Here is a 25,648-nt window from a genome sequence, read left to right as displayed (position 1 = left end):
AAGCTAAGAAAATACGCAAACGCACAGGTAAAGCCGTATTTTTAGGAGAGGACAATTCCAAAGACTGGAACGGCCAAGAAGTAGGTGACAAGGGTGACCAGTACCATGCCAATCACATTCAGCCAGATACCGCCCTTGATCATGTCGCCAATCTTCACATAGCCCGAACCATAAGCAATAGCGTTCGGTGGCGTTGCCACAGGAAGCATGAACGCACAGGTTGCAGCCAACGCAACAGGAATGGTCAGCAGCAGAATGTTCTGATCACCAGTGACAGTCAGACCAATACCAATTGCCACGCCCGCCATGATCGGCAGGAAGGTTGCGGCAGTCGCGGTATTCGAGGTGAACTCAGTCAAAATCAGCACCAAAGCAGCGATAGCGAAGATCAGCAGGATCGTTGGCAAGGTGCCCAAGCCCTTAGCCAGTTCACCAATCCACAGCGACAAGCCGGAATCGGAGAACATCTTCGACAATGCCAAACCACCACCGAACAGCAACAGAACGTCCCAAGGAAGTTCGTTTGCCGTCTTCCAATCCATCAGGCGCACACCGGTCTTGGTATCCGCAGGGATCATGAACATCAGCATGGCCGCAGCCAAACCAATAGCAGCATCAGCAACCTTGATATCAGAGCCAGTCTGCTTAATAATCAGCGGAACAAACACCCACGCCAACGCCGCACCAGCGAAAATAATCGCGGTCGCAACTTCACCCAGGCGCATCGTGCCCATCTTCTTCAGTTCCTCACGGATCATCTCACGACCGCCAGGAATCGAATCAACCTCAGGCTTGAAAATGGTCACCAGCGCAAACCAGGCGATAGCCATGTAAATCACTGCCAGCGGAACACCCACCAGCATCCACTGGCCAAAACCGATGTGAATATCGTGGTTATCGGCCATATAGGCAACCAGCAGGGCATTTGGTGGGGTACCAATAATGGTGCCCAGCGAACCAATCGATGCCGAATATGCAATAGCCAGCATCAACCCAGTGGCAAACTTCTTCTGATTACGCATGCCGCCAACTGATTCAGCAGTCAGCTGCAGCACGGACACACCAATAGGGAGCATGACCACTGCGGTAGCGGTGTTAGACACCCACATGGATAGGAAGCCGGTTGCGATCATAAAGCCAGCAATCAGCTGCTTCGGCTTCGTACCTACCGCTAACACCACTGACAGTGCTAGACGACGGTGCAAATTCCAACGCTGCATACCCAGCGCCAGAATAAAGCCACCCATGAACAAGAAGATGGTCGGCGACGCATAAGGGGCAGAAATCTTGCTAAACTCCACCACCTGCAGCAGCGGGAACGCCACCAGTGGCACGAGTGCCGTGGCCGCTAGTGGGATAGCTTCAGTCATCCACCACACGCCCATCAGCACCGCCACAGCAGCAGTGATGCGCAGTGTGTTGTGGCTGACCTCAAGTTCAGGGTCGGCCTTAGCCACGACGTCGATAGCAGACTCAGGGAAAATGAAGTAGATCAGCACCGCCAGCGCAAGACCGACGATCATGCCCATGGCTTGCCGACGCCACTCCGACTGGTCACGAATCTCAGCATCCTCCACTAATGCGTGCGAGGAAGACTCGTGGGTAATAGGTGTACTCATATTAGCGAACCTTTTTCTAAGTATTCGTTTCTGCGAGATCTTAAAAACGAAGGGGCTTTGGAAAACCCCCTCCCCCTGAAAAAGGGAGCATGGTTCTCCAAACCTAGTAACGCACTCACAGTACCCACGCAAAGGGAAGGTTAGACACTGCTTTTCCGTTAAGATTTCGCAACACCTTCGTATCTCCCCCTTTTTCTTGCGCTTTACCTGCACAAAAACCCCTGAGCTAAAAAGTTCCCCTTAATGAAAGTCCACCCTATTTCGGGGGTAGTAAGAACAACATTCTGTTTTAACAGTCTGTGAAAGACACACACTTTGACACTTTTTTAAATAAAATGCCCCCACTTTTTTCATCCCCAGTTCACCAAAACTATGGCACTATAAAAAACCCAGTTCATCAGAGATGAACTGGGCAAATTGTGCGCCCGGAGGGATTCGAACCCCCAACCTTCTGATCCGTAGTCAGATGCTCTATCCGTTGAGCTACGGGCGCAAAGTTCCACCAGGCCCGGTGAAACGCTCCCAACGAGTGGGAGGAGCGGAGACGAGAGGATTTGAACCTCCGGACCTGCGCAAACAAGTCAACTCCTTAGCAGGGAGCCCCATTCGGCCGCTCTGGCACGTCTCCAGCAATTCATGACAACACAAAAAATCCCCGAAAGAAAAGGACTTTCGTGTTGGAAGAATCGCAGCTAACTATACCTGCCAGCCCTTGAGCTGCCAAATTACCCACCCGCAAGAAAGCAAAACTACAGGTAGGGCGCTACACTGGCCGGTATGTATGTGCGCGAAGACTTATCAGATATCCCCTCCTACGTCCCAGGAAAGCAGCTGAAGGACGCCCTGAAACTCTCAAGCAACGAGGTTCATTCACCCCCTCTGCCCGCCGCCGTTGAGGCGATGGCTTTAGCGGCAGCGGGGGTGAATCGTTATCCCGACCCCAGTGCGCAGGCACTGATTCGGGCATTAGCGGAACACTTAGATCTCAGCCCCGCCCACGTCACCGTTGGTGCGGGTTCTTCCGCATTGTGCCAGCAGCTTGTGCAGGCCACTGCCGGCACAGGTGATGAGGTTGTGTTCCCGTGGCGAAGCTTTGAGGCGTACCCCATCTATGCGCACGTAACAGGCGCTACCCCAGTTGCGGTTCCGCTTACCGACGACGGTCGCAACGACCTCGTTGCCATGGCGCAGGCGGTGACAGAGCGCACGAAACTGATTTTCGTCTGCAACCCCAACAACCCTACGGGCACAACCATTACGGAAAAAGAATTCGAGGCGTTTCTGGCGGCAATCCCGAAGACCATCCTGGTTGCCCTCGATGAGGCCTATTTCGAGTACGTTCGTACGACCGATACCCCTATTGCTACGGAGATTGTGGGCCGTCACCCCAATGTGATTGGTTTGCGTACTTTCTCTAAAGCCTATGGCCTGGCAGGAGTTCGAGTCGGTTATGCTTTCGGAAATCCTACGGTGATCGAGGCACTGAACAAGGTGGCGTTGCCTTTCGCCGTAAGTTCGGTGGCCCAGGCTGGCGCGTTAGCGTCGCTGGATGCGTGCGACGAGTTGCTGTCCCGCACTGAGGAGGTTGTTGAGCAGCGTACTCGCGTGGCCAAGAAGCTTGGGCTTGCTGCTTCGGAATCGAATTTTGTCTGGGTTCCCACCCCTAAGGCCCAGTTGATGGCGGCGGAGTTGATGAAGCATGGTGTGATCGTGCGGGCTTTCCCTGAGGGTTTGCGGATCACGGTGACAAATGAGGCGGAAAGCGATGTTTTGCTTTCCGCCTGGCAGAAGGCTTTTTCTTAAGCCTTGATGGGGGTTGTGTCTTCCTGTGCTTGTGTTTCTGGCTGCGCCCGTGGGTCTGTCGATGAGGTGTAGACCAGTTTCATAATGCGCCATTCTTTGAGCGTGAGCCAGATCAGCACAATGTCGAGGATGGTCAGTGCAAACATGCCGTAGGTGAACATTTCGATCATGTCGAAGGTTTGGTAGACGATGAAGAATACCAAGACGGCGATCATGAGGGGGTAGGCCCAGAGTCGTCCGCAGAGAACTGCGACGATGAGAATTGTTTTCACAACCGCGTGGATCACGAGGTAGAACACAATGAAGTTTTGGGCCGAGGTGTCGAAGTGTTCGAGGGAGTTGGCTAGTGCGACGGACACAGGGTTGTGGCTTTGCGCGAGCCAGTCAGTGATGTCGCGCCAGAGGTGTTCGGGCAGAGTTTTGATGACGACTGCGAGAAGCAACTCGAAAAACCCGAGGATCAGTTTGAACCACAGCGTTGCTCGGAAAGCTTTGAGTGCGACCACTTCGTGGGTGGCTAAATCTAGCTCGATGTCTTTGATTCTCAAGACTTTCAGTGGCTCCTTCAGTATTCGCGCAAGGAACTAGTAGTCAGCAGCCGTGGCCACTGTTTTCCTAGCCTTTTTCTTTACTGCGGTGGAGGACTTCCAACGCCTTTCCTGAATTTTTCTTTCAGGGCTGGAGTTGTGAACTTGAGGTCACGCCGCGAGGCTTTCGTAGGTGAATGTACCCCTCACTCTGATGTGTGCGGGGCATTTTTGCTACGAAGCCTCTCTAAGCCTACTAAGAATGAGCGACATCACTAAAACGTACGGCTCTTTCCATGCTGATGACGCCTAGCTACCGCTAGGCGCTGTGCGAAGAATGCAGAACTTTCTTCTTAATCCTTAAAGTTTCCCGCAAGCACTGTTCGCCCGTGCCCGGCGAAAAGGATCCCTCCATTGGTATTTGTGCACTTCATGGTGTTGTCACCGTAAATCTCACACCGTATTTTCCCTGCCTGGAAGAACGTGTTCGGGTTAGCTTTAACTGTGCGCAAACTTGGATCAGGTAGCCCATGATACGTAGCGTAGAAGTTTTCATCATCGCGCATTTGCACACCAAGCGGTGGGCCGTAGTTACTCATATCTGTTGGTTTCACTTTGTCGAATTGCGCTGGCACTTTACCGTGGCAAAATACTGCAGCCATGTGCGCTAGTGGACGATAGGCGCACACTTGGTCGCCGAAGTGGAAAACGCAGTTTCCATAGACGTCGCATTGCCCACCTTCGGGAAGTTCTTCTCTCAAGCCTTGCGGTTGTGCGGTGGCAAATGTCTCTACCTCACCACCAATAAACTTCGCTGCACGGGCAGGATCGGTGTAGTCGATCCAGTTGTTCGTCCCTCCTGAATCCGACGATCCAAGCAGAGTGGAACCCTCACGCCCTGCGGTGTTCACCATCGTCGGTTGATCCGTCCCCAGCGATGCAAGTGGCGCAAAAAGGGCAAGGATCAGTGAAAAGATGCTGCTAATAATGCCAAGGATGGCCTTCATTTCTACCCCCAACACAAAGTAGTAACTGTTCTATTTGCTACTAAACATACATGCTTTGCCGAAGTACCACCCCCCTTTTCTGGTGCACAACGACAGGCGTATCCCCTTTGAAAACTCGACCTTTGTGTACTCCCAACCACAAAATTGGGGTTTCATATCAAGAAAGGTCGAGTTTGCCTTCGCATGATCAGCGACGAAGGAAAATCATGTGCTCTGAACTGCCTACAACTCACATGTAGTTGCCGGCACGCATGGCCGAGCTCAGGGCGCTAGGTGGGGCGTGAAAATAAAAAACCGGCAGCTACTGATGTGTGATCAACAAACCGTAACTACCGGATATCCGCCACTACGAAAGTGGCGGGAAGAAAAATTGCGGAGGCGGAGGGATTTGAACCCCCGGATAGTTTCCTATCGCTGGTTTTCAAGACCAGTGCATTCGGCCGCTCTGCCACGCCTCCATTGAAGCCGTGCACACTACGAGGTAGCAATCACGACTTTTCAAAGTTTAGCGCATAATCCCCAAAATTCACCTAACGTGGGTGAGTATGAAAGCTATTTCCGTCACTGACGACAAAAAACTCGCGCTCATCGACACCCCCACACCCACCCTCAACGAAGGTGAAGTACTCGTCCGCGTGCACGCCGCAGGCGTCAACCGCGCCGACATCCTCCAAGCAGCCGGACACTACCCACCACCGGAAGGTGAATCCGAGATCATCGGCCTCGAATGCGCCGGAATCATCGAAGACCCCGGCACCACCAACCGCAGCAAAGGCGAACCTGTCGCCTGCCTACTCGCCGGTGGCGGCTACGCCGAATACGTAGCCGTCCCCGAAGGGCAACTCATGCCCATTCCCCAAGGCTATTCCTTTGCCGAAGCAGCAGCCGTGGTCGAAGTAGCCACCACCGTGTGGTCCAACATCGGCATGCTCACCGGATTGAGCAAAGAACACACCATCCTCATTCATGGCGGTGCGGGCGGAATCGGCACCTTCGCCATCCAAATGGCCAAGCATATCGGTGCCACCGTGGCGGTGACCGCTGGCAGCGTCGAAAAGCTCCAAACCTGCGCGCAGCTCGGCGCCGACATTCTCATCAACTACCGTGAGCAAGACTTCGCCGAGATCATGAAAAACAAGTGCGACCGCATCCTCGACATCATGGGCGCAAAATACCTCGACGGCAACCTCACAGCACTCGCCATGGACGGACACATGGTCATCATCGGCCTCCAAGGCGGGGTGAAAGGCGAGCTCAACATCGGCAAACTTTTAAGCAAACGCGGAACCATCTCAGCCACCGCCCTACGTGCCCGCGACCGCGCCGACAAAGCCCGCATCGTGGCAGACACCGTGGCTAATATCTGGAACCTGCTTGAAGAAGGAGTAATCCGCCACCACATCCACGCCACCCTCCCCCTCGAAGAGGCACAAAAAGCACACGATATGCTGAAATCCGGCGAAGTGACAGGAAAACTAGTACTCACCGTTAGCTAAAAACTCATAAAGAAACGCCTTGAGTTCCCTCACCCCATTGTGAAGAAGCTCAAGGCGTGATTTTTTAATAAATCGCAGCCAACGCCCGCACCAACTGATCCACATCATGGGTGGTGTTATACGGACCCAAGCCAACTGTTAAAGCAACATCAACCTCATCTAAGCCCATATTGCGCAGCAACGGGTCAGGCGTAGCCGCAGCAGTAACAAGACGACGCTCCAGCAACCCCTGGAAAATACGCTCAGCGGGGATACCCGGCAGGCAGAACGTCACCCTGGGTACGCGTCGTAACGCTTCCCCCATCGCCAACTCCCCGCTGATGCCAAACACATGCACTTTTTGCATCAAACTCAAAGAATTAGTCAGGTAACTAGCCAAGTAATCCACATACTCGCCCACCTGCACCAAGCTTTGCTCCAGCCGCTTGCGCCGCGTGCCCAGGGCATCTTCGCTCAGGTCAGCCAAGTGGTCCACCGCAGCGGAAACACCCGCCGCAAGGCCAGGAGCCACATCGCAGCTAAAAGCCGACATATCAATGCGCTGGAACATTGCCGTACTGCGGAAAGCCAGCGCCGCCACCTGCGGGCCACCGAAAGCAGCACAATCAATACCCACGATGTGTGCGCCCAATTCCTCCAACGAAATCGGGCTATACCCAGCGGTAGGGGTGGCATCCACAAGAACCCACGCTCGGGAACGATCCCGCACCATATCCGCAATCTGGGACACGTCATAGGCCGTGCCCACCTGCGCATGGGCAGTCGACAGCGACACCACTCGTGTCACACCCGACACCAGGGAAGAATACTGCCACACCGGAAGCGCACCAGTACCCAGATCGGACTCGGCGAACACCGTATCGGGGTGATTGAGCTGACGAGCATCAGCGCGCACCGCAACCACCTGCCCGCCCCGGCGGAACAACGGTTGGATGGCCTGGGCGAGACGGGCATAAAGAACATCAAGACTAGGACCTAAAACAACCGCATCAGCAGTGGTATCTGTCAGATCCGCAATAGCGTTGAGCGCAGACTGAATGGAAGCATCGGCACCCAGCTGACCAGTCATGCAGGGGTTGCTGGGTATCTCTTCGTGCGCAAGGCTTAAGGAGGGACTGGCAAAACCTGGACTGTAGGGAGAACCCAAATGCGCCACCGCCAGCTCAGGGCTGGCCATCACAGGTGCAAGACGGAATCCCCGGGCGACGGCGGCGGAGACAGTCTCCGGTATTTGTGGCTGCCTATGAGCAGTCAGATACGTCCAGCCGTCACTGAGGGAGGTGTATAACCCTCGGACGCGTGCGACATCGAAAACCACGTGCAGTACTCCAAACGAAACGGCATTAAATGAAAAATCCTTCATCATTAGTATGCCTGTCATCTTCATTCTCCGCACCCAGCCAAGCTAGGCTAGATATTTGTGCAGGATCATGAAACTAAACGCGAGTCTAATAATCTCCCCAAGAATTCTGAGAACTCTTCGGTGGCCGACCTTGCCCTCCAAGAGCGGGTGAATCGCATCACCGAAGCGGGCTTTAGCGATCCCAAGCCTTCGGCATCGAAGACTATTTCCGCCGCCTGGCGGGACTTGGTTCGCGGCTTTAAGCAGCATGAACTCTGGCTGCAATTGGGGTGGCAGGACATTAAGCAGCGCTACCGCCGTTCCGTGCTGGGTCCGCTGTGGATTACGATCGCCACAGGTGTGATGGCGCTCGCACTCGGTCTCCTTTATTCAGTACTTTTTAAGATTCCTGTCGCAACCTTTTTGCCACATGTGACTGTGGGCCTCATTATGTGGGGATTTATTTCAGGTTGCATTAAGGAAGGTGCCCAAGTTTTTATTGAAAATGAAGGATTAATTAAGCAACTTCCCTCTGCTTTAAGTGTTCATGTCTACAGATTAGTGTGGAAGCAAACCTTATTCCTTGCCCACAATTTGGTGATCTGGCTGATCCTGATTGTGCTGTTCCCACGCCCTCTGGGCTGGGATATTCTGCTTGCGATCCCCGCTATGATCCTCCTTATTTTGAACGGTGTTTGGGTGGCTATGTTCTTCGGAATTGTCGCCACTCGCTACCGCGATGTGGCTCCTTTACTCGAGGCGGGGGTACAATTATTGTTCTATGTCACCCCCATTGTCTGGATGACACAGACTTTGAAGGATCAAGGCGGGGCGATTTCTGAACGCGCAAAGCTTGCTCAACTCAATCCGCTGTATCACTACATGGAAGTCATCCGCGCACCCTTAATCGGTGCTGAACTTCCCACCTACCACTGGTGGGTTGTGATCGGCTGCACCATCGTGGGGTTGGGTCTTGCACTTCTAGCCATGAAACAGTGGCGTTTCCGCGTGAGCTACTGGGTTTAAGAAAGGTCACTGTCATGGTTTCTATCGATACTTACAATGCGTGCGTCGATTTCCCGATTTTCGATGCGAAGTCACGCTCCATGAAGAAGGCTTTCCTCGGCGCTGCGGGCGGCGCGATTGGCCGCAATAAGGACAACACCGTTGTGGTGGAGGCGCTGAAAGACATTAACTTGCACTTGCGCGAGGGCGACAGGGTGGGTCTTGTCGGCCACAACGGCGCAGGTAAATCCACGTTGCTGCGTCTGCTGTCTGGCATTTACGAGCCCACCCGCGGTTCGGCGCACATCCGCGGCCGGGTAGCTCCCGTGTTCGACTTGGGTGTGGGCATGGACCCGGAGATTTCGGGCTTTGAAAACATTGTGATCCGCGGCCTGTTTTTGGGTCAAACACGCAAGCAGATGAAGCAGAAGATGGATGAGATTGCGGAGTTTTCTGAGCTCGGCGATTATCTAGCCATGCCGCTGCGCACTTATTCCACGGGTATGCGTATCCGTTTGGCTTTGGGTGTGGTCACCAGCATTGAGCCGGAAATTTTGCTTCTCGACGAGGGCATTGGCGCGGTTGATGCTGCGTTTATGGCGAAGGCTCGCACGCGTTTGCAGCAGTTGGTGGAGCGCTCCGGCATTTTGGTGTTTGCCTCGCACTCGAATGATTTCCTCGCGCAGCTGTGTGATACTGCACTGTGGGTGGATCATGGTCAGATCCGCCAGGCCGGCCCGATTCCCGACATTGTGGAGGCGTATGAGGGCAAGGGGGCTGGCGATCATGTGCGCCGTGTGCTGGCTGATCTGGAGAAGGAAAAGCAGCAGAATAAGGCTTAAAACATGGATCTGTGGGCGCTTATACGGGGATGTCGTTTCGTTGATTTGACCCACACCTGCGCCCCTGGCCAGCCGCGTTTTCCGGGTGATCCTGATGAGCAGCGGGTGCAGCTGTCTACGGTGGCGGCTGATGGCTGCGCGGTTATTCAGCATACTTTTGTTGGTCAGTGGGGTACGCATGTGGATGCGCCGAACCATTTCGTTGCTGGTGGGCGCAGTGTTGATGCTGTGCTTGTCGACGACATGGTTTCCCCGCTGGTGGTTCTTGATTTTCACACTGAAGTAGCGGCTAACCCTCAGTTTCTGCTTCTCCCTGAGCATATCTTCGAGTGGGAAAGCCACCATGGCAGGATTCCAGACGGTGCTTTTGTGGCCTTTCGTTCGGATTGGTCGACAAGGTGGCCGGATCAGCAGGCGATGGAAAACGGCGGGAACTGCCCTGGCTGGTCGGTGGCTGCTATTGATTTCCTGGTGGAGCACAGGAATATTCGCGCGATCGGCCACGAGACTTTCGACACCGACCCCAGCCTCAAAGCCCAGCGTGCCATTCTTGCCCACGATCGTTGGCAGATTGAGCTTTTAACCAACCTCGATCAGGTGCCAGAAACAGGTGCGATTATTGTGGCCTCCTGGCCGAAAATCAAGGAGGGGACAGGTTTTCCCGCCCGGGTGTTTGCACTGATCGCTTAAGGTGAAGCACCGAGCATTGATGTTAATTCAGTGGTTATCCCGCTGATGGTGATTTGGCAATTGCGTGGCCGATAGTCAGCCTTCGATAACTGCGCTTCCTCGGTAGGGTATGCATCTCGATGTATCCCTGCATAGGCGTGACCTGTGCCGGTGATGTGGTAGCCCAGTTTTTGGCTTAGCCGCTTGGCGGCATGGTTGCCCACAAACCATGCGGTGGCCATTGTTTCGGCATGAAGGTGCGTGAATGCTAGTTCGGCGAAGCTGCGTCTAATGGCAGTTCCTATCCCCTGGTTGTGGTGTGTTGCCCCATAGTGCGTCTATCAGGGTGGGAGATTTAGCGGAAACAACCTTCAGTGCTTCAAGGATGTAGCAGTAGCCTTATTCCTTGTGAAACACGTGTATCACGAGCAATAGCAGAAATGCTTGTTGCTTCATAAAGTCAGCGCAGGAGCATAATTGTTTGAGTCCAACAGGTTGCAGCACGCTGATGTGTGCGATGGTCATGTCGACGCCGGTGGGTGTGGCACCAAGCGCTGATGGTGCGTGCAATAGTGATGGGTACGAAAAAGGTTGGCAGAAACGCAAGCACGTGGTGTTCCTCTCATGGTAGTTTTCTTTGTCAAAAATCATTCTGAGTAAGAACCCCGCGTGCTTTGCGTTGACGTTCCACCCACAAAACCCCCAAAACCACAGGTCAGCGTTTCCTACGTATTTCCCCGATGAAAAAGCTCAATGTGCCACTTTACAGTCAACTCCTGAGTGATGACATCTGCCATCTGGGAGCCAACGAAACGTACTCCTTACTGTGAATCTATGTCGATTCCGAAGGATCATGAGCGCGAAGTGTATGATTAAGGAATGAGTTCAAAAGTATCACCTCCCCGAGGAATGAGAGATTTTATCCCCGTCGATACAGCCCGACGTCGCTTTGTTGTAGATTTGATAATTTCCGTTGCCCGGCGACGAGGGTTCCAAGAGGTGCAAGCCCCCTCTTTGGAGAAGATCGAACGACTTAAGTCTGATCAGGGTGGGGAAAATGAAAGCATGATTTTTGAGGTAATTAAGCGTGGCCTAGATCAAAATGTCCCAGTTTTGCCTCGTCAGGTGGTTGACCTTGGGCTTCGCTACGATCTTACGCTTCCCCTTACTCGCTTTTATGCATCCAACAAATCCTCATTGCCCAGAGTTTTCAAGTCGTTCCAGACGGGAAATGTATGGCGAGCTGAGCGACCCCAGAAGGGGCGCTTCAGGGAATTTACTCAATTTGATCTTGATATTATTGGAGAAAAAAGTATTACGGCAGAGATTGAACTAATCTCTGCCGGATTACAGATTTTAATAGATCTTAATCTCGAAAATTCGTCCACGCTACTAGTGAACGATCGTCGCATCCTGCGAGACATCATGCTTAGGGCTAGAATCGATATAGACGATCATTCTTCAACCCTCATAATTCTTGATAAAATTGATAAAATTGGGAGGTCTGGGGTTGAGAAAGAACTTAAAGAACTCAGAGGACTAACCTCTGTGCAGGTGGAAGAGTTATTCGATCTTATTGAGAGAATGGAAAGGGATTCGGATTGTTTCCAGTCCAGTGAGTGGGAATGGTACGATATTCCCTATTTGATCGCTTCCCTGAGAAAGATCTATCCAGATTTTAAGGTAAGTTTTTCTCCAACGTTGGTGCGAGGAATGGGATACTACACAGGTCCAATCTATGAAGTTGTTAATGATTTTTCCAACAAATCTATCTGTGGAGGGGGTCGCTACGACGATATGATTAGCAAATGGTCCGGAGATAGCGTTCCGGCAGTAGGCTTCTCTTTTGGATTTGAACGCATAATGGATCTACTGCCGGAGAGTTGGCATATATCCAACGGTGAGCACTTGGCGATCGGGTACTCAAGTATCAACCAGTTTCAGGAAGCGATCACACTCCAAAAACACCTGTTAGAAGCAGGTATATCCGAAGTTTCACTTGTTAAAAAGCCTAAGAAGATCAAAGCTGTGTTTTTTGAGGACCTCTCACGGCAGGCGTGTGATCGATTTTTTGACATGGACGACTTTGCCCCTTCCCTTCTAAAAGATAAGAGGTACATCATTGAAGTCTCCCGACCCATTCTTAGGCAGGCGTAAAATGCAGTATGTAGCAATATTGTCCTCTGATAACGCTGGAGGAGTAAGAGCCTTTGCCCCCCTCATCCGGCAACTGGGGTATTGTCCCCTCTTAATTTCCGATCAAGACGATGATTTGAACTCCAGTCTCTGCGATCGTCACCTTGTCGTTAACTGGAATACGCCAAACCCGGTGTTGACTAAGGAGATAAAAGAGGCTCTGCCTTTCGAAGCTGGTTCCATTTATGGAGTTGTAAACCTACTTGAGCCTCTCGCCGAGAAAGTGGTCGCCATACCTACCGCTCATCAGTCTTCGGCGACCTGCGAAAATTTAAACTTCCTGACACGAAAAGATTTATTTCGAAGTAAAATGCGAGAGTTAGGAGTATCAAACCTTTCTTCTCATTCCGGAACTGAAGAAGAGATCTTGACTAGGGAAATTAACTATCCTGTGGTCGCCAAGCCTGCGGCGCAGTCAGGAGGCTCATTCTACGTTCGGAAAGTGGAAAACGATGAAGAGTTATCCGAATTTCTCTCTTTGCTAACCGGTAGGCTCGGGGCAAATACACTAATTCTGGTAGAAGAATATTTCCGAGGTCACGAGTTTTCCATTGATGGTTATTTACAAAATGGGTTCTTTCATACGATTTTAGCAGCAGAGAAGCCAGATCACGATGATTCCCTTCTCCACGACAGCGGTCTTATTGTAATGCCTCCTCAAAATCCTCTGGTTAAAGAAGCGGTTTCTGCAGCTTCTTTTATTCTGCGCGATGTTGGGAATGCTCTGGGAATCAACAATATGTGGTTCCATGCAGAGTTTCGAGTGAACTCTGCTGGGAAAATTGAAATCATAGAGATTAACCCAAGACCGGGGGGAAGACTCTTTGCCAAAGCCGCAGAAGTTGTTAGTGGGCTGGATCCCCTTAAGATTGTCCTTTCAATGGCAGTGAATCAAAAAGTAGATATTCCAAGTCAAAGCAATAGCTCTAACGCTTTTCTCATGGGTCACGTGAGCATAGAGCGCTTCGAAGAAGGGGTATTCGAAGTAGATGAAGATGCGATTGAAGAAATCAATAAGCACCCCCATGTTCTATTTTCATCCATTCTATCGCCGTATCGAGTTTCAAACCTCGAAAGAGAAAATTTTTTTTGCGATATTTTGATTGAAGGAGAAGATATGGCCAGTTTGAAGGAAAGCTATCTCAAAATAACTAACATTATCAATAAGGGATCAAGAAAAGTTGGCTCATGACCACTAGGGTTTTCTCATCGGGGAAATGCGTATGAAACGCTGACCTGTGGTTTTGGGGGTTTTGTGGGTGGAACGTCAACGCAAAGCACGCGGATTCTTACTCAGAATTGTTTTTGAAAAGAAAATCAATCTGAAATGAACACCGCTTGCTTGCGTTTCTGCCACTCTTTTTCGTACCAATTTCTACTGCACGCACCATCAGCGCATGGTGTCACACCCAACGCAAACGCCATGACCGTGGGCGCAACCCCAAGAAGATGCTCCTATTCTGCTTGGAATGTAAACTTTGATCATCTCTATTCTAGAAGTTCAAGCCGTATTTTCTTTACTTTTTACACCGCTCTCAAGCCCCACCCCATGAAAAATCTGGGTTAAGGGGAAGACGTTTCTATTGGGTAATTTTCGGAAATCTCTAAAAACTTATCCACGAGTTCATCAGAGGTTTTCCCACCGATAACAAGAAAAATACCCCACTCTGACGGGTGTTCCCGAGAATGGAATCTTCCCACCTCAGTCATTAATCTTGCTTCTAAGATACCTTGCTCGTTGCGGATGGAGTCGATATCCGGAACCGATTTAATGAACCCAGGATGGGATGGCTCAAGGTTGAAAAAGCCAACTGCAGGAAAGATACTTTCTCTAGAAGGGGACATTTTCTCAATTGCCTTTGCTTGCTGAGCCGCCCACAGTTCTCGAATATCAAACCCTAGACTCCCTCGAATCATGGGAGGGCTACCTCCGCCCCCAAGCCGAGTGGCCAGTTCGGAGAAAACCAGAGACCCATCACGTAATTGGAAAAACTCTAGGTGGGTTGCGCCATCCATTACTTCAAACGCTTTGTTGATGCGGTCATGGAAATCTCGGACTTGCCTGTAAAAGTTGTAGTTTTCATCTTCCCGCACAATGAAGCAGCCATTGATCCCCTTTGGTTCATTGGCACGCAGCCTAGGACTCATGTATTTTGCGATACTAAAGTGGACACACTCACCATTATCCCAGATAGCGTCCACAAGAAACTCGTCCCCTTCAATGAACTCCTCAACGATGATCTGCTTAGATCCAAACTGAGGCGGTATATCTAGCCCCATAATTATCTCTCGCGCCTTTGCCTCATTTCCTGCAATCTCTGTCGACATTGTGGACATGCCAGCAGCAGGCTTGATAACAACAGGGAAGGTCAACCTTGAGAGATCGCGAAGAGAATCAACGTTTTCGCGAGTCGGGATTGATAAAAAACGTGCGCAGGGGATGCCCGAGGAGCGTGCGCGCATCTTCATGAGGCGCTTGTCCCTGGTAGCAGCCGCCACAGCCACTGATTGATGCTTCACTCCAAGTAACTGGGCGATATACGCTGCGCCGATCTGACTAAATTCCGTAAAGCTCGCAACTACATCTATATGTATATTCGTTTCTTTGATTTCGGCCACCACCCCCGTAACTGATTCGAAAGAGTCAAAACTGGTTACATAGTGGATAGAGGTCATATTGGAGAGGACCTCGGAGGGCAGATCCCTACTCTTATCAAATTCATCTAGTACTAGATGTACTTCGTCTGCGTAATCAACGAACCATAATGGCATTTCATCGGAAATATCATACTTACACAGTAGAATATTCAAGAGATCACTCCTTTGGATCTTAAGGATATTTTATACAAATAAAGAATAGGAATTAGAAGAAGGATAAGAAGGGATAAATAGAGGAACAGAGATGTTGGGGACGAATACTTTAGAGTATACGTGGTAAAGGAAGGGCCTCCAATGAAAGCGACTGAGGTAGCTAGGTTTTGGAAAGAGAAGCCTCGCCCATAATTCCCTTCCCCAGAAACCCTCTCGGTCAATGAAGGTACTCCAATTCCTGCCAATACTTCTCCAAGGGAGAAAAGAGCCATGCTTAGGAGAAACATCCCGATTCCCCATCGTAATGGTACTGTAAGCCCCACCATGCAGATTAGCCAGCTAAGCGACCATGTTATCGAAGTTAGCGTGAGCAATGTATGGGGAGGGAACTTTACTAGTTTTGGAGAGAGAATTACGTTGAAGAAGATCACTGAAAGAGTATTCATGATCATGGAAACGGCCAGTAGCCAAACGGGGAAGTCTGTTCGAGAAAGAATACCCGCAACAAATGCGCTATCTAGTTGAGCAATTCCAAAAGCCACATAGGTAATATTAACGAAAATCACTACAGACAATAGAGACAGATTACCTCTTCTTGAGTGGGCGCTTTTGGTGCTGCCCCATTTCTCCTTTGAGGCCCCTATGCGAACTTTTCGAACCTTGGAGTGCACCGATGCAATAAGGAAGGCAAGAAAAATATGACAAATTGCCTTAAGCAAAAATAGCACACGGTAAACATCGGCTGATCCTAGCGTGGCAGCCAGACCACTTACCACTAGTCCAGCTCCGATCCCCATGTTCATAAAAACCTGATTGGAACTAAACGCAAATGCTCGTTTATCTGGAGGAGTTAAATTGGCCAAAAGAGTGAACCATCCAGTGCTAGTTCCTAGCCCGATCCCTGTAATGGCTGCTCCAACTAAGGCCATGGATAGATTTGTTGCTGTTGAGTATAGGAGAGCTCCAATCGCGCTAATAAGGACAGGGATAAAGGAACCCCAGAAAGCGTTATATCGATCCGATATATAACCGGCGAGGGGATGGCCGAAAAGGGAGCCGACAGCAGTGATTGGAACTAGGGCGCTAGCCACATCAAGTGGTGCACCGATGACGTCATGAACGAAAAGCATCCCAATCGGAAATGCCATCCCAACACCCAAAGAATTAATAATCCCTCCCAACAGAATCCAACGTGATGATCTAGGGAGGGATCGAAAGGATTCTATCCATGCGACGTTCATGCCGATACGTGAAGAATGCTGATTCTCTGAGATGTCCGACGATCCTCTACTTTCCGTGTTTGTGCAAGATAATTCTCGCAAATTTCGCGGGGATTATCTCCCTTCACTCGGATGTTCTCGATAGCGGGGACAACATTCAGATCGTAGCGTGTCGTTCGTTGGATACTTCCTGTAGGTATATATCCGCCGACCCGCAGGGATTCCTGAAGGCGTTCTATACCAAAAGCAAATCCAGTCGAGGGAATAAGCTCGGGAAAACCTTTTGGCGCAAAATCGCCGAGAAGGCGATCGTAACGACCTCCCCCTCCAACTTCAACGTGCCTTTTCCCATCTTGGCCTATAACATCGATTTCGAACGTGAAACCAGTGTAATATTCGTGCGAGCGGACGACACAGAGATCCACTTCAGCCTGTATTCCGTAAGCCAGCATAGAAGATGCTAGAGCGTCAAGATATGCGATTGAAGAAGTGTTGAGTAGGTCAAGCGCGGAGTAGTCCTCTCGTGAGATGGGGCCGACGGGTCGATTGATGATATAGCGCCAGGCCGCTAGAACTCCTTCATTCGAAGTGTTGGCAGATACGATTTCCAAGAGTGCACGGACAGACGAATCATATCGTTCTGGCTTCTTTCCAGCCTTGCATTCGGCAATCGTGTCTAAAGCTTCTTTTACTTTAACCCTATCCACCTCACTTAGCTGCGACTGGTTGGCAAGGTCGATAAATATCTCATTATTACTAATCCGCAACACAATCGAGTCTGCTGGCACCCCTACCGACTTCAGGCAATTGTAGGCAAGTACGAGAGGCTCGAGATCGGATGCGGGGTCGCCACCCCCGAGTATTTCGACACCAAACTGAGTGAAAGAACGCCCTTTTCCTGCCCAAAGTGAATCCAAGACTTCGTTTCGAAAGCAGGGCGTGTCGTAATAAATTTTGATTCGCATATCCGAAACCGTCTGGATATCGCTGTCCTTAAGCTCATTTCCTAACCACCGAGCAACAGAAACAGTCCCCTCTGGGATGAGGACAGCAAAATCCTTTTCAGGCTGTTCAGAATAGCTTGACGTGTAATTATCAATGGGAATGAAGAAGCAAGATTTTTTATCCCACTCTGGCCAAGGGGAAAGTCCTATGACCTCTTCACTGTATGCTGCCGCCCTTTCAAGGAGTGAAACGGAAAGAGGTTCGAACCCATAACTCTCTGAAACATTGGCAAAAGATTCGCATAAAAAACGCCGAGAGCGAAGCTCGTGACCATATCTGTCGCCGAATCCTGGTAAACCTTTCATCTTATGTCCTTCCAGCTTTGACAAAATCTCTCGCTAAAGAGATATGTAACAATCCTCAGGGAACGATCTGAGCATTTTTGAGTTTACCCGTTAATCTTCGCCCATGGAACAAAAGCAAACTAATTTTTTAACCCGGATTTTTCATGGGGTGGGGCTTAAAAGGTGTGTAAAAAGTAAAGAAAGTGCTTCTTGACCTGCTAGAATAGAGATGTTGTTAAGCCTTTATTCCAAGCAGAAAAGGAGCACTTTCATGGTGAAGACTACTACATACACCCCTATGATGGCCAGCTGCACCCGTCTTGTTTCCCGCGCGGGGGTGTTACCCTTTGCTCATGTAGCTCAATTAGTCGGGATTGGTGCCAGCCTTGATCGTGTTTTCTCACGGCAACGGTTAACACATACTTTTGGTGATGCGTGTACTGGGTTAGCGTTATCGTTAATTGCTGGTGGTGACGATGTTAAAGACATCAACTTGTTAGATTCTGTTTCGACAGCATTATCGTCTCAGCCATTGCCGTCGGTATCAACCCTGTGGCGGCGACTGACAGAGCATAAAGACACCAGCGATAAAATGAGGTTTTCTCACCAGAGTATTTTGCGGGCTAGGTGTAGGACGACTAAAGCAGTTTTTGCGATGGCTGTAATGGTTTTAGGGCATAGTGTTACACGCCGTAGTGCTTTGAGTTGTTTGAGCATGGCGTTTGCTCGTTCTGATGGTGCTCGCAAACCGTTAAGACGACGGTTGTACTCGTATTCGTCATCTGCCAGATTCCTTCCTCTGATCGGTGTGTGTACGTTGTGACCTGCACCAATGTAGCCTTTGTCGGCAAGAACGCAAATATCAACAGTGCTTATTGCATCAAGAACATGCTCACGCGCTGCTGTGATGTCGTGGGTTGATCCAGGAGATACTGAGGATACCCATAGTGGGTACCCACTCTCGTCAGTGAGCACCTGTACATTGCCACCAAATGCCTTATGTTTTCCGGAATACCACAGATCGTGACGGTTTTTCGGGTTCTTTCTCGCTACGCGGTCTGTTCGGATGAGTGTTCCGTCAAGGCAGACGAAAAGATTATTGGCGTCCTTGGCATGGCGTAGTGCGTCGATGAGGGTGGGAGATTTGGCGGAAACAACCCTGAGTGCTTCATGGATGTAGCGGTAGCCTGTGGCTTGTGAAACACGAGCATCACGAGCAATAGTAGCGATACTTGTTGCTTCATAAAGCCAGCGTAGAAGCATAATTGCTTGCTCCCAACACGTTGTGGCACGTTGATGGGGGCGAAGGTCATGTCGACGGCGATGAGCTTGAAGCCAAGCGCTGATGGTACGTGCAGTGGAAATTGGGACGTCAAGTGTGGCAGAATAGCGAAGCACGCGGGAGTTCCTTTCAGTTTGATTTTCCTGTATCAAAAACCATTCTGAGTAAGAACCCCGCGTGCTTTCGTTACGACACACCCACAAAACCCCCAAAACCACAGGTCAGCGTTTCAAACGCATTTCCCCGGTGAGAAAACCTCAATACGTGAAGAATTCCTTCACGCGATCAAATACGCCCGTAGCACACTATGGAACCTGCTGGGCGATCAAGCCCCACATAAGCTCGCTACAGTAGACAAACCCCTGATAGTAGATATTGATGCGACACTGATCTGTGCGCATTCTGGCAAGGAAAAAGCCGCACCTACCTATAAGAAGGGGTTTGGTTTCCACCCATTATGTGCTTTTATCGACTACACCAGCGTAGGGTTAACTGGTGGGGAATTTTTAACCTGTCTGCTTCGCCCAGGTAACGCGGGAGCAAACACCGCTAATGATCATTGCCAGCTTGTCAAAGAAATCCTGACCGCTCTCCCCGATCACAGCGATGGCAAACCTTGGGGCAAACGACTTGTTATCCGTGCTGACAGTGCTGGTGGGACAAAACAATTCCTTAGCTCCTTAGACGACCATGACCTCGGTTATGTTGTTGGCTTTTCACCCTCACCTACAGCAAGTATCCTCCTCAATGAGCACATCAGATCCGGTAACGAAGCAACTAGTCACACAGATTATCGATCATTACGTAACACCCGTGTGCCAATTGTGCGTGGCAATGGGGATATCAGCTTTGATGACCAACACTTCCTTGAAGACATCACCGGACTACTACAAACCGCACACCTAGAAGATGACAAACCACTGGTGAACCTTCTTACTGATTACCCCACCACGATGCGCGTGATCGCACGGATAGAATCCCCCCCACGCAGGGTGCCAACACAGCATTTTCAATCAACTCGGCATACGCACCCAATTATGCGCAACAAACCTCAACTGCAATATTCAACGCATTGACCAGTACTATCGCCAAAGATCACTATGCGAACAACACATCAAAGACGCCAAAGATCAAGGCCTTGCAAAACTACCGTTTTGCCAGTTCAAAGCTAACCAAATCTGGTGTCTCATCATAACCTTAGCCCACCAACTTCTCACCTGGACAAAACTACTCGACCATCACTACAACAACCACAACAGCGGCAACAACAAGAAACGAAATCAATCCGACAACCCGTGGTGGACATGGGCACCAAAAACCATTCGAGCAAGGTTTATTGCAATCTCTGCAAAAATCACGACAAGCAGCAGGCGCATATACCTCCACCTCGATCAACAAAGCACACACACCCCCACACTGGTGACACTTATGGAATACACCCAAAACCTCCTACGCCCCCTTAAAAAACGAAAAACCTAACCCCCTCAACCACAACACGCAGCAGACCCCACCACCGGCAGCCAACCGCAGGCACCCCACCACAAAACCCCACCACAAAAACACGGACGTACACCTTGCCATTGAAAACCACAACCAAAGGCGAAGGTGCCCCAACCAACCCCACAAACACACCACCCCAACCCACCACCACCAAACCCACCCCATGAAAAATCTGGGTTAAATTTCATCACGACAAGATTTTTCCGGAGAGTAAATCCCTGAAACCGACCTAGGATACATTTCGTGCAGATAAATCACGTCGTTTAGTGGCCCCTATCTGCGAAAAGTCCATGATTTACTTTACTATCTATTCCAGATCATTTTTTCGATTAGCGTCAACCACTTGTCAAAATTGGGGGTAGTTTGGGGGGGGGTAGCTTGCTGGCGCAGCTTGTTGCATTAATCCGGATTTGTCATGGGATTAGGTGTTGCGTCTGCCTTGACGGAAAGATTATTGGCGTCCTTGGCGTAGTGCATCTATCAGGGTGGGAGATTTAGCGGAAACAACCTTCAGTGCTTCAAGGATGTAGCAGTAGCCTTATTCCTTGTGAAACACGTGTATCACGAGCAATAGCAGAAATGCTTGTTGCTTCATAAAGTCAGCGCAGGAGCATAATTGTTTGAGTCCAACAGGTTGCAGCACGCTGATGTGTGCGATGGTCATGTCGACGCCGGTGGGTGTGGCACCAAGCGCTGATGGTGCGTGCAATAGAAATGGGTACGAAAAAGGTTGGCAGAAACGCAAGCACGTGGTGTTCCTCTCATGGTAGTTTTCTTTGTCAAAAATCATTCTGAGTAAGAACCCCGCGTGCTTTGCATTGACGTTCCACCCACAAAACCCCCAAAACCACAGGTCAGCGTTTCCTACGTATTTCCCCGGTGAGAAAACCTCAATTATTGGCCAGAGGAAAGTTGACGATAGCCAGTATCAATACAATCGTCTGCACACGTCTACGAGCATCAGCAGAACGAGTAGACGCCATGCTGTAAAAATTTACACCACTTTCCACGAGTAACCCTTTGCCTCTATGTCATCACAGCGCTTGGCACAACTGCATTTGTCGCTTTGTACCTCAACCACAACAAGCCGTGGAAAAATCAGACTATACGTTGGTAAATCGCCCGCGCAAATGAGTTTTATTCACACTAAGGATTGTAGACTATGCTGTTCAAATTTTACTAGACTAAGCTGTCTTGCATGACTAATCTTTGGGAGCTCGTATCCACCCTTCAGCACCACACCTACGTCGACCTGACCCACTCTTTCCACGCAGGTCAGCCCCGCTTCCACCTCCTGCCCGACGAGGAGCGCGAAACTTTATTCACCGTGCGTGAGCACGGCTTTGAAATCACCCGCTACAGCTTCGTTGGCCAGTGGGGCACCCACGTTGACCCACCCGTCCACTTCGTCGATGGGGCACGCACCCTCGACAACATTGATGTCAAGCAGATGATTCTTCCTCTCGTGGTCCTCGACTTCACGCAGCAGGTGGCTCTCAACCCCGACTTCACGCCGTCGATTAGCGATGTGCAATCGTGGGAAGCCGAGCACGGCGAGATCCCCGCGGGCGCTTTCGTCGCTTTCCGCTCCGACTGGTCCAAACGTTGGCCAGACCCTGAGAAGATGGCGAACAAAGATGAGCAGGGAGTTGCGCACTACCCCGGCTGGAATACCGATCTTGTGCGCTGGCTTATCGACGCCCGCTCCATCACCGCGATCGGTCACGAAACCACCGACACAGATCAGGGAATCATCGTCTCCGAAGGGGCGCTACCCACCGAATTGCTGCTACTCGAAGAAGATAAGTGGCAAATCGAACTACTGACCAACCTCGACCAAGTCCCCGCCACCGGCGCAATCATCGTGGCTACCTGGCCAAAGCCGCAAAACGGCACCGGATTCCCGGCGCGCGCCTTTGCAATTGTGCCCTAGCGAAGCTCTAGAGCGCATCAACTCCCTGCCTGTTGGCGTTGAATAACGCTGAAACGGCAGGGAGTATTTTTATGCGAAATCTTCCGGGTGGCGAATGCGACGCACCGCCACGAGTGTCAGCGTTACGCTCAGCGCAACAGCAACGAGACCTACGGCCATGGTGAGGAAAAAGAAGATATCGGCACCTGTGCTTTGTGGTTGCAGAAGGGAGTGCGCGCCGAAGAATGTGGCCGCAATAAGCCAGCTGATGGCAGTAGCCCAACTAAGAATCTTCATTGCGGCCGTATCCTCTCTGTGTGTTTACAGGCGCAGCAGTGGTGCGAGTGCGCTTGCCACTGCGGCAATAATGCCCATAATGATACCGAGGATTCCCATCACAAGACCAGCATCGCCGCTGATTGCGGAGGAACCTTGGGCTGCTGCTAGTTCTGCTCGCAGTCGCTGGTTTTCTGCTTCCTGTTCTTGCAGCTTGATTTTCAGCGCTGTGTGGGTGTGGTCGAGCGCTTGGATCTGATTGTGTGCTGCTGCGAGTGCGGCTTGTGCGCGGGCTGCTTCTTCTAGTGCGCGTTGCAGTTGCTCGTTGAAGCCGGATTCCTGTTGCTGTTTTTCTTGCTCGAGGGCTGCGATGCGGGTGGTTGCGCGCTCGTGTGCGCGTTGCAGTGCCGCGATTTCGGCGTTGTGGTCGCGGTTGTTTAATTCCGCGATGCGTGCGCGCAGCTGTTGTGCTTCCCGATTTGCCTGTTCGCTGGCTTCGCGTACCGCAGCGATTTTTTGTGCGTGGGCTTGTGCAAGTTGCTGTTCGAGTTCTGTGATGCGCTGGTTTAGCGGAGCGGCGGTGGCGGCTGGGGCTAGGGCGAGTTCTGCTTTCACCCCGACGATCTCTGTGATCAACTGGTTGATTCGTGTTGTTGCGTCGGTGAGTTTGGTTTGTAGCGCCTGCTGTTTGGCCTGTTCTTCAGCTTTTTCCGCTTTCAGTTGTTCCAGTTGTTCATCGGCTTGGCGCTGCTTGGTGTGGGCTGCTTGGAGTTCTTGTTCTAAACGCTCAATCTGTTCGCGCTGCTGCTCATTGCGTGTCGACGTCGAATCCTGGGTAGCCGCATCAGCCTTGAGTGCGTCTAATTCCCGCTGTATCGCCTGTACTTGGGCTTCGGCTTCTAAAGCACGTGTGCGGGCTTGTGCTACTAAAGCATCATCGCGTTCGCTTTTCTCCATGGCTGCGCGCAGCGCTTCTTGTGCTTGTTGTGCCCGCTTGTCGGCATCGTTTGCTCGTTGTTGTGCTTCTTGTTCTTGCTGCTGGGCTACACGCACGCGCCCTTCGGCAGCTTCTACTCGTGCTTGGGCTGTGTTGTGGCGGGCTTGGGCAGCGCGTAAATCTGCTTGCACCCGTTCCAATTCCACCAGCTTTTCAGCGTATTCGGCACGCAGTTGACCTTCGGAAATATCGCGCGCTTGGCGCAGCTGGGTGCGTAGACTTTCCACAGTGGCTGCGGTTTTTTCCCACCCTTTTTGTGCCTTGAGTAGCTCTTCCCTAGCATGAGTGCTGCGCAGTTTTTCAGCCTGCACATCATAGCGGGCATTCTCGAGTTGATCCTGGAGCAACCGCACGTGATGCTGATAAGTTCTGGCTTCTTGCTGCGCCTGAATAAGCTCCCGAGTCACCTGCGCATGCTGCGGGTTTTTCTCCTCCAATTGGCGCTGCAATTGCGCAATGTCGCGCTGTTTTTCCTCAGCTCGTTCGGTGGCACGCGCCACCTGTTCTTTGGCTTGGGCAACCCGGCGGTTATAGTCGCGCAACAACGCTGAAATATCGGTTGCAGTTGGGCCTTGGGCACCAAAGACCGTTGCGGAATCTGTTTCGGTTCCTTTTCGGCCAATCACCGCAGCAGGATCGATATCAGCGGTGACCGTGGTTTCCTCAGGCAAAGGGTTCGGGCCAGCAAAGCCGAAATCTTCGCGGTGTGCCACCGTGATGGTGACCTTCCCTTGGGCGGACAGGCCACTGCGTACCCCAATCAGTGTTCCTACAAATCCGCGTCCTGGCACCCACAGCGGCCCGCCGGAATCGCCAGGTGAGCTGCTTAAATCAATGCCGTAGATGAGGTAGTCATCCACAGCGATCACCTCGCCACAGACCGTGTTTTTGGTGGTGGCACCATAACGGCAAAGCTGGTCGCCTGTCACAGGGGTGTAGAGATTATCGCCGGAGAAAGTATTCTCCCCGAGAAGATTCCAGGCGCGTTCATCGACCTGAATATAGGCGAGGTCATAAATGGCATTGGCACCAGTGATATCCATAAGCGAGTCGGCGTCGCTCATGTCATAGCGGTAGTGCAAGGTGCCTAGGTACTCCCCTGCTTCGGTGTTGACCACTGTCCCGTTTTCCCCGCAGTGGCGTGCGGTCCACAGACGCTTTGCTGCCTTATCCACAAAACCGACGGTGCAATAACCTCCTTGGCGGGTCATATGCCCCAGTGGGGTGAGCACCGATAAGCGATCTCCTTGATTCACCCGATCGACCGCTGTCGCGCTATCCTGCGCTGTCGCGGGGGCCAATGGGAGCAGAGCTGCGGTCACGGCGCTGACAGTTACAAGTGAAAGGGTTCGAAGCCACGTCTTCATATACACACTAAACCTCAAAAACCAAAGATCAACCTGAGAATGTTGATCGGATTATTTTATGCTTTACATAAAATAATCATGCTCGGTATATTCAGGCCAGATTTTCGTCAACAACTAGGCAAAAGAATGAATATTTACCCCCGTAGATCCGCAATTGTTTATACGGCCATTAGTTTTACCTAAGTTCACTTCGGGAGACTTCTGAAAAATTGGCTGATAAAAGGCTTAAATATTTTCAAGGTTTACCGGGGATTCTCTCCATCCCAAAACCACAGCATAACCCCCGCACCCACCACTGCCCACCCGCACCCTTTCTTCACCTGTAGGCACAGTCCCCACCCCTTGCATCAAGATCAATACCCCATGCCAACTCAAGTCATGCACGGCCAAAACCAGCATTTCACCCCCACCTACACACCAATCCACCCCTGCACAGCGCAGCTGCGACATAGCCTTGACACCTATCCCGACATGGAAAAACGGGGGCA

The 25,648-nt window shown here is 51.1% G+C and carries 21 protein-coding genes, 3 tRNA genes and 1 pseudogene; 11 read left to right on the top strand and 14 right to left on the bottom strand.

Translation table 11 applies throughout. From position 1 onward, the window contains the following. Nucleotides 1–41 precede the first annotated feature (41 nt). From CFELI_RS00735 to CFELI_RS00725, 3 genes are all read right to left on the bottom strand, one after another. Nucleotides 42–1,619, bottom strand: a complete 1,578-nt coding sequence (locus CFELI_RS00735; protein WP_277104044.1) for an SLC13 family permease — start codon at nucleotides 1,617–1,619, stop codon at nucleotides 42–44. 420 nt (nucleotides 1,620–2,039) lie between these two features. Further along, a tRNA-Arg gene (locus CFELI_RS00730) sits at nucleotides 2,040–2,112 on the bottom strand. Between the two features lie 46 nt (nucleotides 2,113–2,158). Continuing rightward, a tRNA-Ser gene (locus tag CFELI_RS00725) sits at nucleotides 2,159–2,247 on the bottom strand. Nucleotides 2,248–2,396: 149 nt separating this feature from the next. On the opposite strand from CFELI_RS00725, the gene hisC reads away from it, so the two are divergent. Then, nucleotides 2,397–3,422, top strand: a complete 1,026-nt coding sequence (gene hisC, locus CFELI_RS00720; RefSeq protein WP_277104043.1) for a histidinol-phosphate transaminase — start codon at nucleotides 2,397–2,399, stop codon at nucleotides 3,420–3,422. Here the strand turns inward: hisC and CFELI_RS00715 are convergent. From CFELI_RS00715 to CFELI_RS00705, 3 genes are all read right to left on the bottom strand, one after another. Then, the gene (locus CFELI_RS00715) at nucleotides 3,419–3,970 is read right to left on the bottom strand and encodes a DUF2127 domain-containing protein (protein WP_277104042.1); all 552 of its coding nucleotides are present in this window, start codon (nucleotides 3,968–3,970) and stop codon (nucleotides 3,419–3,421) included. The two genes, hisC and CFELI_RS00715, sit on opposite strands and share 4 nt — an antisense overlap. Nucleotides 3,971–4,302: 332 nt before the next feature. After that, nucleotides 4,303–4,956, bottom strand: a complete 654-nt coding sequence (locus tag CFELI_RS00710; protein WP_277104041.1) for a hypothetical protein — start codon at nucleotides 4,954–4,956, stop codon at nucleotides 4,303–4,305. A gap of 373 nt (nucleotides 4,957–5,329) precedes the next feature. Next, a tRNA-Ser gene (locus tag CFELI_RS00705) sits at nucleotides 5,330–5,414 on the bottom strand. An 87-nt stretch (nucleotides 5,415–5,501) separates the two neighbouring features. Here CFELI_RS00705 and CFELI_RS00700 point away from each other — a divergent pair. After that, complete coding sequence (locus CFELI_RS00700) at nucleotides 5,502–6,452, top strand: NAD(P)H-quinone oxidoreductase (protein WP_277104040.1); 951 nt, start codon at nucleotides 5,502–5,504, stop codon at nucleotides 6,450–6,452. Between the two features lie 64 nt (nucleotides 6,453–6,516). Here CFELI_RS00700 and CFELI_RS00695 read toward each other — a convergent pair whose 3' ends face one another. Next, nucleotides 6,517–7,770, bottom strand: a complete 1,254-nt coding sequence (locus CFELI_RS00695; RefSeq protein WP_277104064.1) for an aminotransferase class V-fold PLP-dependent enzyme — start codon at nucleotides 7,768–7,770, stop codon at nucleotides 6,517–6,519. 165 nt (nucleotides 7,771–7,935) lie between these two features. Between CFELI_RS00695 and wzm the strand changes: the two genes are divergently transcribed. The 3 genes from wzm to CFELI_RS00680 are packed head-to-tail and all read left to right on the top strand — an operon-like array spanning nucleotide 7,936 to nucleotide 10,331. Next, nucleotides 7,936–8,820, top strand: coding sequence for a galactan export ABC transporter permease subunit Wzm/RfbD (wzm, locus tag CFELI_RS00690; RefSeq protein ID WP_374724753.1), 885 nt, complete (start codon nucleotides 7,936–7,938; stop codon nucleotides 8,818–8,820). 14 nt (nucleotides 8,821–8,834) lie between these two features. Beyond that, complete coding sequence (gene wzt / locus CFELI_RS00685; protein ID WP_277104039.1) at nucleotides 8,835–9,641, top strand: galactan export ABC transporter ATP-binding subunit Wzt/RfbE; 807 nt, start codon at nucleotides 8,835–8,837, stop codon at nucleotides 9,639–9,641. A gap of 3 nt (nucleotides 9,642–9,644) precedes the next feature. Further along, complete coding sequence (locus CFELI_RS00680) at nucleotides 9,645–10,331, top strand: cyclase family protein (RefSeq protein WP_277104038.1); 687 nt, start codon at nucleotides 9,645–9,647, stop codon at nucleotides 10,329–10,331. Here the strand turns inward: CFELI_RS00680 and CFELI_RS00675 are convergent. Next, nucleotides 10,328–10,552: a hypothetical protein gene (locus tag CFELI_RS00675; protein WP_277104037.1), complete on the bottom strand. Its 225-nt coding sequence runs from the start codon at nucleotides 10,550–10,552 to the stop codon at nucleotides 10,328–10,330. The two genes, CFELI_RS00680 and CFELI_RS00675, sit on opposite strands and share 4 nt — an antisense overlap. A gap of 637 nt (nucleotides 10,553–11,189) precedes the next feature. On the opposite strand from CFELI_RS00675, the gene CFELI_RS00670 reads away from it, so the two are divergent. Next, nucleotides 11,190–12,467: a histidine--tRNA ligase gene (locus CFELI_RS00670; RefSeq protein WP_310127961.1), complete on the top strand. Its 1,278-nt coding sequence runs from the start codon at nucleotides 11,190–11,192 to the stop codon at nucleotides 12,465–12,467. After that, entirely contained in the window at nucleotides 12,433–13,698 is a 1,266-nt protein-coding gene (locus tag CFELI_RS00665) for an ATP-grasp domain-containing protein (protein ID WP_277104035.1), read from the top strand. Before CFELI_RS00670 ends, CFELI_RS00665 begins: the two co-directional genes overlap by 35 nt. 371 nt (nucleotides 13,699–14,069) lie before the next feature. On the opposite strand, the gene CFELI_RS00660 is transcribed toward CFELI_RS00665, so the two are convergent. The 4 genes from CFELI_RS00660 to CFELI_RS00645 form a co-directional block, all read right to left on the bottom strand. Further along, on the bottom strand, nucleotides 14,070–15,317 hold the full coding sequence (locus CFELI_RS00660; RefSeq protein WP_277104034.1) for an ATP-grasp domain-containing protein: 1,248 nt from the start codon (nucleotides 15,315–15,317) through the stop codon (nucleotides 14,070–14,072). Further along, nucleotides 15,314–16,558 (bottom strand): MFS transporter, encoded by a 1,245-nt coding sequence (locus tag CFELI_RS00655; RefSeq protein ID WP_277104033.1) that lies wholly within the window; start codon nucleotides 16,556–16,558, stop codon nucleotides 15,314–15,316. Before CFELI_RS00655 ends, CFELI_RS00660 begins: the two co-directional genes overlap by 4 nt. Further along, the gene (locus tag CFELI_RS00650) at nucleotides 16,555–17,847 is read right to left on the bottom strand and encodes an ATP phosphoribosyltransferase regulatory subunit (RefSeq protein ID WP_277104032.1); all 1,293 of its coding nucleotides are present in this window, start codon (nucleotides 17,845–17,847) and stop codon (nucleotides 16,555–16,557) included. Before CFELI_RS00650 ends, CFELI_RS00655 begins: the two co-directional genes overlap by 4 nt. A gap of 582 nt (nucleotides 17,848–18,429) precedes the next feature. Further along, a complete protein-coding gene (locus tag CFELI_RS00645; RefSeq protein ID WP_290258955.1) occupies nucleotides 18,430–19,224 on the bottom strand; it encodes a transposase family protein in 795 nt (264 codons plus the stop codon). 144 nt (nucleotides 19,225–19,368) lie between these two features. On the opposite strand from CFELI_RS00645, the pseudogene CFELI_RS13705 reads away from it, so the two are divergent. From CFELI_RS13705 to CFELI_RS00635, 4 genes and pseudogenes are all read left to right on the top strand, one after another. Next, nucleotides 19,369–19,881, top strand: a pseudogene (locus CFELI_RS13705) (transposase); the annotation flags it as partial. Between the two features lie 42 nt (nucleotides 19,882–19,923). Next, nucleotides 19,924–20,184, top strand: a complete 261-nt coding sequence (locus CFELI_RS13700; RefSeq protein ID WP_494337332.1) for a hypothetical protein — start codon at nucleotides 19,924–19,926, stop codon at nucleotides 20,182–20,184. Then, nucleotides 20,114–20,587: a transposase gene (locus CFELI_RS13600; protein ID WP_353959546.1), complete on the top strand. Its 474-nt coding sequence runs from the start codon at nucleotides 20,114–20,116 to the stop codon at nucleotides 20,585–20,587. The genes CFELI_RS13700 and CFELI_RS13600 overlap by 71 nt, the downstream gene beginning before the upstream one ends. A gap of 1,219 nt (nucleotides 20,588–21,806) precedes the next feature. Next, complete coding sequence (locus CFELI_RS00635; RefSeq protein ID WP_277103880.1) at nucleotides 21,807–22,541, top strand: cyclase family protein; 735 nt, start codon at nucleotides 21,807–21,809, stop codon at nucleotides 22,539–22,541. 69 nt (nucleotides 22,542–22,610) lie between these two features. On the opposite strand, the gene CFELI_RS00630 is transcribed toward CFELI_RS00635, so the two are convergent. Next, the gene (locus CFELI_RS00630; RefSeq protein WP_277103879.1) at nucleotides 22,611–22,817 is read right to left on the bottom strand and encodes a hypothetical protein; all 207 of its coding nucleotides are present in this window, start codon (nucleotides 22,815–22,817) and stop codon (nucleotides 22,611–22,613) included. Between the two features lie 24 nt (nucleotides 22,818–22,841). Next, nucleotides 22,842–25,115 (bottom strand): hypothetical protein, encoded by a 2,274-nt coding sequence (locus tag CFELI_RS00625; RefSeq protein ID WP_277103878.1) that lies wholly within the window; start codon nucleotides 25,113–25,115, stop codon nucleotides 22,842–22,844. Nucleotides 25,116–25,648 lie beyond the last annotated feature (533 nt).

Source organism: Corynebacterium felinum, assembly GCF_030408755.1.
Classification (GTDB): domain Bacteria; phylum Actinomycetota; class Actinomycetes; order Mycobacteriales; family Mycobacteriaceae; genus Corynebacterium; species Corynebacterium felinum.
This window is presented reverse-complemented; position numbering and strand designations above follow the sequence as displayed.

Bases quoted from the DNA above. Each gene is read 5' to 3' on its own strand.
- CFELI_RS00735 (WP_277104044.1), bottom strand. From the start codon at position 1,619: ATGAGTACACCTATTACCCACGAGTCTTCCTCGCACGCATTAGTGGAG.
- hisC (WP_277104043.1), top strand. From the start codon at position 2,397: ATGTATGTGCGCGAAGACTTATCAGATATCCCCTCCTACGTCCCAGGA.
- CFELI_RS00710 (WP_277104041.1), bottom strand. From the start codon at position 4,956: ATGAAGGCCATCCTTGGCATTATTAGCAGCATCTTTTCACTGATCCTT.
- CFELI_RS00700 (WP_277104040.1), top strand. From the start codon at position 5,502: ATGAAAGCTATTTCCGTCACTGACGACAAAAAACTCGCGCTCATCGAC.
- wzt (WP_277104039.1), top strand. From the start codon at position 8,835: ATGGTTTCTATCGATACTTACAATGCGTGCGTCGATTTCCCGATTTTC.
- CFELI_RS00680 (WP_277104038.1), top strand. From the start codon at position 9,645: ATGGATCTGTGGGCGCTTATACGGGGATGTCGTTTCGTTGATTTGACC.
- CFELI_RS00675 (WP_277104037.1), bottom strand. From the start codon at position 10,552: ATGGCCACCGCATGGTTTGTGGGCAACCATGCCGCCAAGCGGCTAAGC.
- CFELI_RS00670 (WP_310127961.1), top strand. From the start codon at position 11,190: ATGAGTTCAAAAGTATCACCTCCCCGAGGAATGAGAGATTTTATCCCC.
- CFELI_RS00655 (WP_277104033.1), bottom strand. From the start codon at position 16,558: ATGAACGTCGCATGGATAGAATCCTTTCGATCCCTCCCTAGATCATCA.
- CFELI_RS00650 (WP_277104032.1), bottom strand. From the start codon at position 17,847: ATGAAAGGTTTACCAGGATTCGGCGACAGATATGGTCACGAGCTTCGC.
- CFELI_RS00635 (WP_277103880.1), top strand. From the start codon at position 21,807: ATGACTAATCTTTGGGAGCTCGTATCCACCCTTCAGCACCACACCTAC.
- CFELI_RS00630 (WP_277103879.1), bottom strand. From the start codon at position 22,817: ATGAAGATTCTTAGTTGGGCTACTGCCATCAGCTGGCTTATTGCGGCC.